The organism is Acinetobacter sp. TSRC1-2 (assembly GCF_049895885.1).
Classification (GTDB): Bacteria; Pseudomonadota; Gammaproteobacteria; order Pseudomonadales; family Moraxellaceae; genus Acinetobacter.
Genome location: NZ_JAFCTF010000010.1, coordinates 1 through 14,134, shown reverse-complemented (window position 1 = coordinate 14,134; position 14,134 = coordinate 1). Strand labels below are relative to the sequence as shown.

The 14,134-nt window shown below is 41.7% G+C and carries 9 protein-coding genes and 2 pseudogenes; 6 read left to right on the top strand and 5 right to left on the bottom strand.

Features of this window, described 5'->3' with window-relative positions; genetic code table 11:
- The first annotated feature begins 152 nt into the window (after nucleotides 1-152).
- Entirely contained in the window at nucleotides 153-773 is a 621-nt protein-coding gene (locus ACP69Y_RS11165) for a TIGR00730 family Rossman fold protein (protein WP_425918558.1), read from the top strand.
- Between the two features lie 76 nt (nucleotides 774-849).
- Here ACP69Y_RS11165 and ACP69Y_RS11160 read toward each other — a convergent pair whose 3' ends face one another.
- Nucleotides 850-1,818, bottom strand: coding sequence for a hypothetical protein (locus ACP69Y_RS11160; RefSeq protein ID WP_425918464.1), 969 nt, complete (start codon nucleotides 1,816-1,818; stop codon nucleotides 850-852).
- 139 nt (nucleotides 1,819-1,957) lie between these two features.
- Nucleotides 1,958-3,859 (bottom strand): choice-of-anchor I family protein, encoded by a 1,902-nt coding sequence (locus tag ACP69Y_RS11155; protein WP_425918463.1) that lies wholly within the window; start codon nucleotides 3,857-3,859, stop codon nucleotides 1,958-1,960.
- Nucleotides 3,860-4,035: 176 nt separating this feature from the next.
- On the opposite strand from ACP69Y_RS11155, the gene mdtD reads away from it, so the two are divergent.
- The 5 genes and pseudogenes from mdtD to ACP69Y_RS11130 all read left to right on the top strand — a co-directional run bounded on the left by mdtD (nucleotide 4,036) and on the right by ACP69Y_RS11130 (nucleotide 9,272).
- The gene (gene mdtD / locus ACP69Y_RS11150) at nucleotides 4,036-5,427 is read left to right on the top strand and encodes a multidrug transporter subunit MdtD (protein WP_425918462.1); all 1,392 of its coding nucleotides are present in this window, start codon (nucleotides 4,036-4,038) and stop codon (nucleotides 5,425-5,427) included.
- Between the two features lie 78 nt (nucleotides 5,428-5,505).
- Nucleotides 5,506-6,300 (top strand): glycoside hydrolase family 25 protein, encoded by a 795-nt coding sequence (locus ACP69Y_RS11145; protein ID WP_425918461.1) that lies wholly within the window; start codon nucleotides 5,506-5,508, stop codon nucleotides 6,298-6,300.
- Between the two features lie 54 nt (nucleotides 6,301-6,354).
- A pseudogene (locus ACP69Y_RS11140) lies at nucleotides 6,355-7,373 on the top strand (MBL fold metallo-hydrolase).
- Between the two features lie 50 nt (nucleotides 7,374-7,423).
- On the top strand, nucleotides 7,424-8,479 hold the full coding sequence (gene dinB, locus ACP69Y_RS11135; RefSeq protein ID WP_425918460.1) for a DNA polymerase IV: 1,056 nt from the start codon (nucleotides 7,424-7,426) through the stop codon (nucleotides 8,477-8,479).
- Nucleotides 8,480-8,912: 433 nt separating this feature from the next.
- A complete protein-coding gene (locus tag ACP69Y_RS11130) occupies nucleotides 8,913-9,272 on the top strand; it encodes a RidA family protein (RefSeq protein WP_425918459.1) in 360 nt (119 codons plus the stop codon).
- Between the two features lie 48 nt (nucleotides 9,273-9,320).
- Here ACP69Y_RS11130 and ACP69Y_RS11125 read toward each other — a convergent pair whose 3' ends face one another.
- From ACP69Y_RS11125 to ACP69Y_RS11115, 3 genes and pseudogenes are all read right to left on the bottom strand, one after another.
- Entirely contained in the window at nucleotides 9,321-9,866 is a 546-nt protein-coding gene (locus ACP69Y_RS11125; RefSeq protein ID WP_425918458.1) for a DUF2726 domain-containing protein, read from the bottom strand.
- Nucleotides 9,867-10,211: 345 nt separating this feature from the next.
- Complete coding sequence (locus tag ACP69Y_RS11120; RefSeq protein ID WP_425918457.1) at nucleotides 10,212-12,632, bottom strand: YgiQ family radical SAM protein; 2,421 nt, start codon at nucleotides 12,630-12,632, stop codon at nucleotides 10,212-10,214.
- A gap of 285 nt (nucleotides 12,633-12,917) precedes the next feature.
- A pseudogene (locus ACP69Y_RS11115) lies at nucleotides 12,918-13,988 on the bottom strand (MFS transporter); the annotation flags it as partial.
- Between the last annotated feature and the right edge of the window lie 146 nt (nucleotides 13,989-14,134).

The window sequence follows — 14,134 nt, the reverse complement described above, 5'->3', positions numbered from 1 at the left end:
TAGAAATTCATCTTTTTTCAGTACTCCCCCGGTTTTCTCGCAGCAATTTTAACAAATCTTTGCAAACTCTGTTCATGAGCTCACATGCTTTGTCATATTTCCAGCTTAAGCTAGAGCAAGAAAAAATAAAGTGCTATGGTAAAAATATAATGATGAACAGTGTATTAAAAATGACTCCCAAACATAAAAATCCATCTCCTAAAACCACTCAACCTTTAATTGCGCTGTACTGCGGTTCACGTTCAGGCAATAAACCGATTTATCAAGAAAAAGCGATTGCACTGGCTCAAGCGCTAGCAGACCTAGATTTTGGACTGGTCTATGGCGGGGCCAGTATTGGCCTGATGGGACAAGTCGCTGACGCGGTCAGACAACGCGGCGGTCAAACGGTCGGGGTAATTCCTGAATTTATGCTGGATTATGAAATTGCACATAGTCAGCTGACGGAATTGCATATTGTAGACAGCATGCATGAACGCAAAGCCATGATGGCAGAGCGTGCCAGTGCTTTTGTTGCGCTGCCCGGTGGCTTGGGAACATTTGAAGAAATTCTGGAAATTGCCACTTGGGGGCAGTTGAATCAGCATCAAAAACCCATGATGCTGTATAACGTGAATGGCTTTTACGATGCCTTAATTGCCCAGCTTGATCATGCGGTCAGTGAAGGCTTTTTACCGCCACAGCATCGGGCGAAACTGATTGTTTGTAATCATGCAGATCAAATTATCAATGCGATTAAAAATCTGGGTGCTCCAAAACACTTTGCCATTTAAAGCGAGCACTTAAAGCCAAAATCTGAATATTAAAAAAGCGAGCCCAGAGTTCGCTTTTTTAATTGCCCTGTCTACGTTATAAATTTGAAATAAAATTATAGAACCAAGGCAAAGTGGTGGCGAGAACTATACTGATGATTAAACCGCCCATCAGCTTCATCGCATCTTTACTGACGTTACGTGAAGTTCGATATTTATTCACTTCAGCCAGATGCATCGACATCGCAAATTCGCGACCCGCCAGCAGCCCCAGGAACACCCAAGTGGTACTCATTGGAATATTGCTCCACTCTTTGAAGACCAGCAAAATAATGGCGTAGATAAAGTCAATGATAGTCGCGGAACGGATATCGGCAACACCGGTTTTAGTGTCGATAATTTTTTGGATCGCACCGCCACGTTGGTAGAAAATCATGCCCAATAAAATGACAAAAACCAAAATCGCAAAAATCAAAAATTCCAGCGGAACCTGACGCGGTACATAAACAAAGATATTGGCCAGATCCTGAATCAGCCATTGGCTCCACAGAAATGCCGTAGATACCCATTGCAGTCCAATCCAGATATGCGAAGGTTTATGCTCTCGGGTTTTACTGAAATAAACCGAAATGCCTTTAATCACAAAGCGATAAACAATGATTGCCACTACAAAGGCGACAGCATAGCCCATCATCGATTTGGTCAGCATTGACCCCAAACTGCTCGGTGAAAAAATGGTCAAGACTAAAAAGGTGGTACTGACCGGAATCCCGTATTTGGTCAAAAAAATCAGCAATATAGGCGGAACAATATACAGCCAGGTAATTCCACCCTCGGGAAAAGGAATGGTTTCTAGACGACCGTAAGAGGCATCACCAACACCAGAAGCCCACCAGCCATAAAGCAACACCACGCTTAAAATACTGCTGGTATAGAGCCACAGTATCCACCACGGACGATGGGCATTGGATGAAATAAAGGTACCTAAAGTCTGTGGCACATCATTTCCGACAATTGAATACGCGGCCAGACAGAAGCCAACAATCATCAAAATTTCGATTGTCATAACAACAAAACCTTTTTCACCAATTAAAAGACCCATCCAGCACAACTGAAGGGTGCGCCAGATTATGACATAACCGTGACAAGATTGAACGAAAGTCGTAAAAAAAGCACCGTAGTGCTTTTTTTTAAATTATATTTTTTTATTTTAAACGAACCTGATAAATTGCAGTCGAACCACTCACTTCATTACCCACAACCAACAAAGGCTGACCATTCGGCGAGTCTTTTGCGGCAATGAAAATTAGACCTTCAGGACCTAAATCTCCCTGTTTGGTAATATCCGTTTGACTAACATCTCGGTCATTAAAATACTGTACAAATTTGGCTTGCTGCGGTTGGCTAATGTCATACACCATAATACCGCTGGCACGCTCCAGTCCAATAAATGCAAAAGTCTTTTTACCAATTTGACCAATTGTAATGCCTTCAGGCTCTGGTCCTTTATTGTCACTACGGTCATCAAATTTAAAGGCTTCGTGGTTGCTATTAAATTGGTTCGGGAACAATTCCGCAATTTTACGTTCAAATTCACTGCCAGAGTCCCAGATAATTTGACGACTTTCAGGATCGACAATACTGAATGAACGACCACCATAGGTATACAGTTTGTCATACACCAACTTGCCGTCTTCAAGCACGGGTTGTCCCGAAGCATCACGTTTAAAGCCTTGCGTCCAGCTAATGGTCAAGCGCCCAATCTGCGAGTCTTTAATTAAGTTATCCGCACAGACCTCGGTCGCATTGTCAGTGACACACGGCTTAAATACCGTTGGATCTAATTTCGCACCGCTCACACCTGGTACCAAATGGCGTAAATGCGCTGCATAATCACCTTTTAAATCAAAACCCGCCTTTTTAAATAAATGCTTCACGCGAATTTCTTCGGCATAACCTTGGGTTAAATCATCGCCATTGAAGTAAAGAGCTTCATCTTTCAGCCATTCACGCGCATCGCCTTCATTGGCGGTAACCAAATAGCTTTTACCCTTCACCTGATAATGTGCAATCGCATCTGGCATATACATGCCATACAACCCAGGCCATGACTTGATGTTGATTATGCCGTCATCTTTGGCACAGCTCGCTATTAACTGCCCTTGGCTATCTGTCGCACCCACCACGCAGTCTCGGTCGCTGCCATCCAAAGCATTTTCAGGCAAGCCATAATCTTTACTGCCCATTGGAAAAATATTGACAAATTCATCTTTGACCAAATCTAAAACCGCAATGGCATTATTTTCCTGCAAGCTGACCCATGCTGTTTTGCCATCTTGACTCACCGCAATATATTCGGGCTCTAAGTCTTTTGCTACGCTTGTGATTTGCAGACCTTTGCTTGCGACTTCTGCATAATGCTCGGTTGCAGGACCAAAAATTCTTACGCCTGCATCAAGCAGACTTTGTTTCTGGGTATTCCACGCTTGGAAATTGGCTGATTTTACTGTCGGCTTGGTGATATCTTTGATATTAATAATACTCACAGAACCTTCAGGATCCACTGCATAGCCTTCATTCGGCTCACCTTCATTTGCCACCAAAACCTTCTTGCTGTCTGGCGTAAACACCAACATATCCGGCAATGCCCCAACCTCAACCTGACTAATAAAAGTTAAATCTTTGGCATTAAAAAAAGCGACGATACCATTGTCCGTTTTATTCTTGGCTTGAACGGCTAAAGCGACAATGCCCTGATACACTGCAACGCTATTCACTTCTGATTCTGCCAAATATGCACGTGCAGATAATTCCCCAATATGCACAGGGTTTTCAGGCTGTGTCATATCTAGCACATCGACCATACCCTTTTTGGCATTCACTACAAATAGACGTTTGCTCGCAGCATCATAGGCCGGAATTTCTGCCGCGCTTGCACCAAAGATGCCTGATTCATAACGACCAATTTTGACTAATTCAATACTTTCGGGGGTAGTTTCTTCCACTACTGGCGGTACAGTCACCTGCGTCTCGTCCTGACTATCGTTACACGCCACCAACCCCACTGAAAGCATGGCCAACACCAATGCTGAAAACTGTATTTTCATTTTTTAATTCATCATTTATAAGAATGTGACCAATTTATAAACATGCTGTTGCAGTGGCATGAATCTTTGATTGCAGTTTGATTGCAATCCCTCCCCCGTAATTGTGAAAAGCTTTTACTACATCAGCGTTGAATTATTGCTTTAAACTGTATAAAAATCTCAGCCTTACAAAAATTATGAACGCCACGCCATCGCATCAAGCCTTACAACCTGAATTTAGACTGTTGGTCTTTTTAGTGTCTATTGGTTTTTTTATGCAAGGTTTGGACACCACCATCGTCAATACTGCTCTTCCCGCTATGGCAGTAAGTTTAGGTGAAGATCCCCTCCAGATGCATAGTGTCGTGGTGGCTTATGTACTTTCCGTGGCTGCCTGTATTCCACTCAGTGGCTGGCTCGCAGACCGATTTGGTGTACGCAATACCTACTTTAGCGCAATTATTATCTTTACCTTGGCATCATTAGGGTGTGGACTTGCCAACAGCTTAAATGAACTACTGGCATATCGGATTATTCAAGGGATTGGCGGGGCGTTATTGTTACCTGTCGGTCGTCTGGCTATGCTCAAGGTCATTCCGCGTACCCAATTTTTATCGGCCATGAGCTTAATGAGCCTTGCCGGACTGATGGGCCCACTCATCGGCCCAACGCTGGGTGGATGGATGGTAGAAGTGGCGACCTGGCACTGGATCTTTTTAATTAATATCCCCATGGGTCTTTTAGGTTGTTTAATCACAGTTAAAGCTATGCCGAATGTGACTGAACCGAGTGTTAAATCATTCGACTTTTCCGGTTTTATACTGTTGGTGATCGCCATGGTTGGCGTTTCAATGGGGATCGAAAAATTTTCTAGTCCACATCACCCCCTCTGGTGGAGTGGTGGATTAATCACTGCGGGTTTAATGGCAGCGGCCATTTACGCTTATCATGCCCATAGTCATCAAAATGCACTATTCCGCAGTAAATTATTTAGTAATCAAATTTATGCGATTGGGATTGTGGGTAATTTCTTTGCCCGCTTGGGTGGCAATGCCATGCCTTTTTTAATTCCCTTGATGTTGCAAGTCGCATTCGGTTTTGAGCCATTTATAACTGGTCTGTTGATGATTCCGACCGTGCTGGGTTCTTTAGCCTCTAAACCGGTTATCCGGCAAATTATTCAGCGCTTTGGCTACCGTAAAGTGTTGCTGGTCAATACCTTATTGGTCGGCGCTTGTATTGCCAGCTTCGCCCTCACTACGGCGGACACGCCTATCTGGTTGCGCGCTTTGCACTTTTTTATCTTTGGTATGCTGAATTCGCTGCAATTTGTATCCATGAATACCCTAACTTTGAAGGATTTACCGCAACAGGATGCCAGTAGTGGCAACAGTTTCTTATCGATGATCATGATGGTATCGATGAGTATTGGCGTGGCTTTGGCAGGAACCTTGGTTAATGTTTTCACAGCCTATTATGGCGCCGACCATATTACTACGGCGTTCCATAGCACCTTAATTTTACTGGGCTGTATTAACATCATTACTGCCTGCATTTTTTGGCGTATTCCGCGTAATACGCCTGTTTAACTGGATTGAAGAAACAACGTGATCTGAAGCTTCAGATCGCGTTATCATGTGCTCGATCAATCATCCCATAAATTATGTATGCCTAAAAAACGATTAGCCCAGAACAGCCATAAAAAGCTTTACGCCTCTTGCGCAGGCTTGGTGCTGATTTTTGTCGCAATCGTCATTTACGTTTTTGTGTTGCACCATAATCCTGCTTCGGCACAAGAATATCCGGTCAAAGGTTTTGATGTGTCACATCATCAAGGCGATATTCAATGGAAACAGATTTCCCCGAAAAGCTATCAATTTGTTTATCTGAAAGCTACAGAAGGTGGTGATTTTAAAGATCGAAAATTTCAGGACTATTGGTTGCAAGCACGTGAAAATGGCCTGATGGTGGGTGCCTATCATTTTTATCGTTTATGCCGTGATGGCGAAATTCAGGCGCAAAATTTTATTGAAACCGTGCCCAATAAAGCCGATGCCTTGCCGCCGGTAATTGATCTGGAATATGACAGCAATTGCATCAATACCTACACCAAGGAACAACTACTGAAAGAAATTCAGGTCATGCATGATCGACTGTATCAGCATTATGGCAAACAACCGATTTTCTATATTTCCAAGTCATTTTATAATATTATTTTGGCTGGGGAATTTTCTAAAACGCCGCTATGGGTACGTGAATATCAAGGGAAACCAGACTTAAAAGGCAAGCCGAAATGGCTGTTCTGGCAGCATACCAATCAGGGCACCATTAAGGGCATTCCCAGAGTTGTCGACTTAAATGTGTTTAATGGTGATGAGTCAGACTGGATCAACTTTTTACAACGAAATGGCATCCATCCATTAAAAAATGTTGAAAATTTACCGAAAAAAATAACAAGATAAGTCCACATCATTCATCAGAATAAAAATAATAAGCCACTACCAATCGGGAAAATTATATCGATTAAAAAAGGACTGTGGGTTTCATTGGAACTGGTCATTCTGTGTTTGGTGGCTGGCATGGTTTTTTTACTGCAACCTTCCGGTCAAATGTCTAATTTTCAAAAGTGGCAATATCAGCCATCTGAAAAATCTTCTGCACCTCCAACGCTTGAGGTTAAATTTTTTGGTGTTTCGACGCTGCTTTTTGAGGATGGCCAAACTCAGATTTTGATTGATGGATTCTTTAGTCATCCTTACTATCTCAAGTCCTGTTTCAGAAAATTAAAAGTCAGCCTGAAGTGATCCAGCGGATAATTCAGCAACAGCACTTACAGCGCACACAGGCGATTTTAATGACTCATTCACATTATGATCATGCGCTGGATATTTATTGCCGAGCTTGGCGGACGACTTCCAAATACGAAAATTCTCGGTTCAAGCAGTACTTTAAATATTGCCCGGGACAGGTTGCAGAGCAGTAACTCATCTAGGTTCAACCCTTACAGCCCATGTTCTTCGGTCAGTTCAAAGTCACGGCCATTGCTTCGCAACATACCCCGGCGACGGTGGTGAATAATGATTTGGGGGAGGAAATTTCCCGACCACTGCCACAACCCGCCCGCTTTTCTGAATTTAAAGAAGGTCATAGCTTTGATTATTTAATTGAACATCAAGGTCATAAAATTTTAATTAAAGCCAGTACCGGTGCTGTTCCTGATCAATTCAGACATTTAAAGGTCGATACTTTATTTTTAGGCATTGCCCAACTGTCACGCCAGTCGCCTGAATTTCAGCGAAACTATCTGGATCAAACCCTTAAAACCTTAAAACCCAAAGTGGTGGTGCCTCTCCATTGGGATGACTTTTTCAAACCTGTGGATCAGCCTTTAGAATTTCTGCCTTATCTGGCTGATAATACAAACAAAAGCTTAAAAATTCTGATTCAAGCAGCTGAACAACAAAAAATTCAACTGGTTTTACTCATTCAGCCTGTGTCGTATCCACTTGATACTGCGCTACAATCTCAGCCATGAAGATGAGATACTGAACACCTCAGCGTATTAAGCGCACAATGTATAGCTGCATGAGAAAAATCATTCACATCGACATGGATGCCTTTTATGCATCCGTAGAACTCAAAGACCGACCCGATTTAAAGCATTTACCTGTGGTGGTTTCCTCGCACCATCCACGCGCTGTGGTTTATGCTGCCTCCTATCCCGCACGTGAGTTTGGTCTGCGCTCTGCCATGTCGATGTCACAAGCCAAAAAACGCTGTCCTCAAGTGATCGTAATTGAGCCGAATTTTGAAAAATATCGTACGATCTCGGTTCAGATTCATCAGATTTTTCAGCGCTATACACCGCTTATTGAACCGCTTTCTTTAGATGAAGCCTATTTGGATGTCACAGACAATTTACAGAACATTCCCAGTGCCACAGAAATTGCCATGCGGATACGAGAAGATATTTTTCAATCCACTGGCTTAACAGCATCGGCCGGTGTCGCTCCAAATAAGTTTTTAGCTAAAATTGCTTCAGACTGGAATAAACCGAATGGCATCTGTGTGATTAAACCCTCACAGGTGCAAACTTTTATTCAACATTTGCCGCTGAAAAAAATTCCGGGTGTCGGTAAAGTGACCCAAGAAAAACTCAAAATTTTGCAATTGGAAACTTTGGGCGATTTACAGAAAATTGAAGAAACGGTGCTAATTCAGCATTTTGGAAAATACGGCAGGCAGCTTTTCCTCTATGCCCAAGGGATTGATGAGCGACCGGTGCAAGCTGAACGGGAACGCCAGCAAATTTCTAAAGAAACCACCTTTGATAATGATCTGACTTTAACCCAATGCCAGAACTATTGGTTCAAACTGATGGATCAAGTCTGGCAAAGTTTAGAGAAAAAACAACTCTGTGCACGTGGTGTTTCTGCCAAACTAAAACTTAAAAATTTCCAGGTTTTACAACACAGCAAAAGTTTTAAACAGCCCTTGGAAAATCAAAAGCAACTTGAAGATGTGCTTCAGCAATTGCTAATCGAAATGCAGATTCCTGAACATTTTCAATTCCGCTTAATTGGCGTGGGGGTTTACCAACTTTCAGACCAACTAGATCAGCCTCAGCTTTCACTCTGGTAACCAATTGAGTATTTTTCAATCAAAAGAATAAAATTAGACCAATTGATTACACACGAATTGTATTTTTGCGGTACTCTATTGGCGCGATGCATTTATCCATGTAGCCGCTGAGATGCTAGAAATCACCTTTACTTTTAGCATGCTGTCCTGTGATTGGCGTGACGATCAAATCCGAATATTACAGGGCAACTCTGTTGTAAACCATGGAATCCCCTCCTGCATATTTTCTGCGAATATCCCGATAAATCTTCAAGTATAATACCTCGGTTAAGCCACTCTAAATAATTTCATTGGTACGGTTATCGATGGGTAGAATTTTCTACTGTATGGCATTATTACTCTACTCATTTTTAAAAACCATTTTCCCCGTATTGATTGCAATATAAATATCTTGTTTATCGTCCTTTTATACCCAAAATTTAGGATTAATCTCATGACTGTTCAACGTTTACATGTTTCCAAACGCTTTTCTGAAATTGCGATTTCAGGCAATCTGGTTCATCTTGCAGGTCAGCTTGCTTCGGACTTTAATTTAGATATTAAAGGACAAACTCAACAAACTCTGGATATTATTGATCAATTTCTTGAAGATGCCGGTACGGACAAAAGCCAGATCCTGTCAGTCACCATTTATTTGAAAGATATTGAAAAAGATTATGCTGCTTTTAATGAGGTCTGGGATACTTGGGTTGCAGATATTGAAGCTCTTCCCCGCACCTGTGTTGAAGCCAAGCTGTATGACCCACGTGTTCTGGTTGAGCTGACTGTCACTGCTGTTCGTGCGGCGAATTAAAGCAAAAATAAACAAGCATGAAAGTATAGACATTCATGCTTGTTGTTATTAACCCAAGATGCGAATTTTTTTCCGTTCCAACTCAGGATAAAAACTATACTTTTTTGGGGTAATTTCAGCCTGTATATCTAATAAATTATGAGTAGATTTTTCAAGCAGGAAATCTTGTCTCAACTGATAATATTCAGGTACATCTTCATAACGAATCACACGATATCCCGCCATAGCCAATAACGCATCCTGATATTGGGAATTCTGCTGACGTTTTAATATCATGGGATCATCTAGTGCAATAATGGCGGTCACTTGATGATGTTCATCAAGCACAACAAAATCTGCCACCATATTACGATATTTATAGCGGGTACGAGAGTATTTGGTCGTCAATAACGCATCAAATGAGACATGAGCTAACACCGTACTCTGTGGCAATATTCCCTTGAGTCGGGTATAGGTTAGTTGTTCACTAATATTAAAAATAGCCCTTTGCTTTAAAGCACTATCTTGCTGTCTGGTGCCGGTTTCCAGACTTTTCCAAGCCATCATCAGCACACACAATAGGAGTAAACTCCCGATCAAAATGTAAATCATCATCCTCTTAGTCCTTTAAATTTTTTTATAATCTGTCCGGTGTCACACCGATTGTTGTAAAAGTTAGTATACCGCTAGTATTTTTATAAATATTTTAAGCAAACAAACTTCATTTAATGATGACAAAATCATTATAAAAACTGACAAAAAATTGCAGTTCTTTTATTTGTATCATAGATGTCTAAATGAATCCTTCATTAGACACTGAAATAGGGTATATCAAGGTTTAGCACCGATGCAACTATACTTTTAGCTATTGTCCTACAATTCCGATGAGCAACTTAATTACTGTTATTTTTTAATGAATTATAAAAAAGAACGCTTAAGCGTTCTTTTTCATTTTTTAAATCAAGCTTTCGATTTCGGCTTAGACTTACCTTTTACTTTAGGCCCACCAAACGGTTTTTTAGCATCACCTGTTTCGCGGGGAGGCAAACCGGTATGCTGAGTCAAAATCTGACCTTTCTCAGGACGTTTTTTGGTATTTGACGGACGTGATGGATTCGCTGCCGAATGATTACGAGCAACATGATCACCGCTACGTTTTTGCGAATCACCAGCAACAGTCGAATTTTTCTTACGAGCCGATTGATACTGACCTTCGGTACCGGCAGGCTGATAAGTGGGAATCAAATGCTGTTTCGAGTTACCAATCAGGTCTGAACGACCCATTTCTCTTAATGCTTCACGCAACAATGGCCAGTTATTCGAATCATGGTAACGCAAGAATGCTTTATGCAAACGACGACGCTTGTCCCCTTTCACAATGTCCACATTTTCAGTATAACGGGCCACTTTCGCCAACGGGTTTTTACCCGTGTGGTACATGGTGGTTGCTGTTGCCATCGGTGAAGGATAGAACGTCTGTACCTGATCGGCACGGAAACCATTTTTCTTCAACCAAACCGCTAAGTTCATCATGTCGTAATCGGTGGTACCCGGATGCGCCGCAATGAAGTAAGGAATGAGGTACTGTTCTTTGCCTGCTTCCTTGCTAAAACGGTCAAACATCTGTTTGAAGCGATCATAGGTACCCATACCCGGCTTCATCATCTTCGACAATGGACCTTTTTCGGTATGTTCCGGCGCAATTTTCAGATAACCACCGACGTGATGCTGAACCAGTTCTTTCACATATTCAGGGTTCAACACAGCTAGGTCATAACGTAAACCTGAACCAATCAAAATCTTTTTAATGCCTTTTAATTCACGTGCTTTACGATACAACTGCGTCAATGGTGCATGGTCGGTATGCAAGTTTTGACAAACGCCTGGGAATACACAGGATGGTTTACGACAGTTTTTCTCAATTTCAGGATCTTTACACTGCAAACGATACATGTTCGCAGTCGGTCCACCTAAATCCGAAATAATGCCGGTAAATCCAGGAGCCGTATCACGAATTTTTTCCACTTCACGTAAAATCGATTCTTCAGAACGGTTTTGAATAATACGACCTTCATGCTCGGTAATTGAACAGAAAGTACAGCCGCCGAAACAGCCACGCATGATATTTACAGAGAATTTAATCATGTCAAAAGCAGGAAAACGTGCCTCACCATAAGCTGGATGTGGCAGACGTGCATAAGGCAAGTCAAACACATAATCCATTTCTTCCGTAGTCAACGGAATTGGTGGCGCATTTAACCAGACATCACGCTCACCATGTTTTTGTACCATGGCACGCGCATTTCCGGGATTGGTTTCCAAATGCAAAATACGGTTGGCATGGGCATATAAAACTGGATCACTGGCAACTTCTTCAAATGCCGGTAAACGAATCACAGCCAGTTCACGTGGCGGTAATTTATGTTTAATGGCTTTTGATGGTGCAGCTTGAAGCTGAACAATTTGCGTATCGGCATCCAGATTATCCCCTTCTCGGATAATTGGATTGGCAACCAGTTCTTTTTGGAAATTTTGATATTGAGTTAAAGAATTACCTTTATCTTTTTCTATTTCACATCCGTCTAAATCTTCAGTCATCACATACGGATTGATGATTGGATCAACACGTCCAATGCTATCCACATCATTGGATGCAATTTCTACAAACTTGGCTTTAGAGGCGCGGTTATGTTTATTCACAATAAATGCAGTACCACGAACATCGGTAATTTCGTGGATTTTTTCACCTTTGGCCAAACGGTGCATCACTTCAGTAATAGAGCGTTCGCCATTACCATACATCAATAAATCGGCTTTTGAATCCATCAACACCGAGCGACGGACTTTGTCTGACCAGTAATCATAATGGGCAATACGACGCAATGATGCTTCAATACCACCTAACAGTACGGGTACGTCAGGAAATGCTTCACGGCAACGCTGACAATAAACAGTTGCTGCACGGTCTGGACGTTTATTCGGCTGATTATCTGGCGAATAAGCATCATCGGAACGAATTTTACGGTCAGCCGTATAACGGTTGATCATGGAATCCATATTGCCTGCGGTCACGCCCCAAGCAATGGTCGGCTTACCCAATACGCGGAATGCTTCAGGATCAGTCCAATCTGGCTGGGCGATAATCCCCACACGGAAGCCTTGCGCTTCAAGGGTACGTCCAATAATGCCTGAACAGAAAGATGGGTGGTCGATATAGGCATCGCCACAAACTAAAATAAAGTCACAGGCATCCCAGCCGAGTAGATCCATTTCCTCGCGCGACATCGGCAAAAATGGTGCGGGTTCAAAACAAGACGCCCAATATTTGTCGTAATCAAACAACGCGGTCGGCGCTGTCTGTGCGGTATAAGCTGTAGACATGGCTAGCAAATTCTCGGCTGGCAGATGGAAGATCTTAAAATGAGATCAAAGATGAAAGCCGATCATTTTACCATGAATTCTACTCACTTTCCTGATTAAAAAATATACAAAAACAGTGATTTAAATTTTTAATTTTTGAGGCTTACAAAGATAATCGACGGTAGAGTTTTAGGGTAAAAAATAATCTCCGCATCAGTACACTGCTAATACCCCCATTAAACTACTCTAACCATAGCTTTCCCATGCTAAAACACTACCACTACCTAAAATACTGGATCCCATTTAGTAACTAAACAGATAAAGTGAGGAACCCACTGCACGATATTGCAAGGATTGCACCGATACCCAACTACTTGAGGTGGAATGTGCCGCAAAAAATGAAATGGTGAATAATACTCGTCCCCAATGAGACTACTTCAATCGAAGGAATCAGCATCAGCCATAAACCTACGAGCATGCTCGTACACATTGCATGAAGTACTTTATCTCGACCAAACTTACTCCACCAACTCACTGCACGAGGTGAACTATAAATCCCGGCAATATAAGCAATTGGACCCAAGCCAATCCAAGTTTGTGATAGTTCCAAGGGCTTCTCCAAAAGGTGATAACTTATATAGCTAAACACTGTGACAAAGTATCCCAGCAAAAATAAAAGCTTCGGCAAAAAGTAAGCGAAGCTTCGAGTCAGCCAAATTTTTAACAAAGGACTCTTTAAAACGAGAAAATCGAATCAGATAGGATTTAAAGTTTTTAGACGTTGGTAATACCTTATAAAAAGTCACAGCAATAATTAAATTGAGTCAACCAATAATCAGAGTTGCCGTTTGCCAGGAAATAAAGTCAACAAAACTCCTGCAATGACACACCCACCCATTCCGCCAATTGAGGTACCTGAAATATATAGGCCTAGGGCAAAACCTTCTTTCTTTGCGATCTCTTCACTGATATAAGTCATTGCAACAGCAGCCACCCCACTACTGAATTTCCAATCAATACTCGTGTGCCTAAAAACAATTCTCAAACACGAAATATTGAACTCAAGATTAATAAGCTTGCAGCTAAAAACACTGCCTAAACCATAATTGGTTTACGACCAAACCGATCTGAAATTAAACCGATAAACAATAATCCAATCACAAGTGCAACCGTAGAAAAGGATAAAGGGAAACTACTATACGTAGGAGAAACAGCAAAGGATTTTACAAAAATAGGCATCATCGGTTGCACACAATACAACGATGAGAAAGAGGCAAATCCTGCTAAAAATAATGACCATAAAACAGCAAGAAATGGCTTTAAATCATACTCAATATACGTACGCTCAGAATTTGAATCAGACCTAAGAACTTCCATATGCCTGATACCTCTATTTTTCAATCTATCTAGCCCAAAATGAACTAATGCTTGTAGTATTAATTCTTAGCATAAAAAAAGCCCCTGCATAGCAGGGGCTTTTGGAATAATGAGCTGGCGATGACTTACTCTCACATGGGTAACCC

Bases quoted from the DNA above. Each gene is read 5' to 3' on its own strand.
- ACP69Y_RS11165 (WP_425918558.1), top strand. From the start codon at position 153: ATGAACAGTGTATTAAAAATGACTCCCAAACATAAAAATCCATCTCCT.
- ACP69Y_RS11160 (WP_425918464.1), bottom strand. From the start codon at position 1,818: ATGACAATCGAAATTTTGATGATTGTTGGCTTCTGTCTGGCCGCGTAT.
- ACP69Y_RS11155 (WP_425918463.1), bottom strand. From the start codon at position 3,859: ATGAAAATACAGTTTTCAGCATTGGTGTTGGCCATGCTTTCAGTGGGG.
- mdtD (WP_425918462.1), top strand. From the start codon at position 4,036: ATGAACGCCACGCCATCGCATCAAGCCTTACAACCTGAATTTAGACTG.
- ACP69Y_RS11145 (WP_425918461.1), top strand. From the start codon at position 5,506: ATGCCTAAAAAACGATTAGCCCAGAACAGCCATAAAAAGCTTTACGCC.
- dinB (WP_425918460.1), top strand. From the start codon at position 7,424: ATGAGAAAAATCATTCACATCGACATGGATGCCTTTTATGCATCCGTA.
- ACP69Y_RS11130 (WP_425918459.1), top strand. From the start codon at position 8,913: ATGACTGTTCAACGTTTACATGTTTCCAAACGCTTTTCTGAAATTGCG.
- ACP69Y_RS11125 (WP_425918458.1), bottom strand. From the start codon at position 9,866: ATGATGATTTACATTTTGATCGGGAGTTTACTCCTATTGTGTGTGCTG.
- ACP69Y_RS11120 (WP_425918457.1), bottom strand. From the start codon at position 12,632: ATGTCTACAGCTTATACCGCACAGACAGCGCCGACCGCGTTGTTTGAT.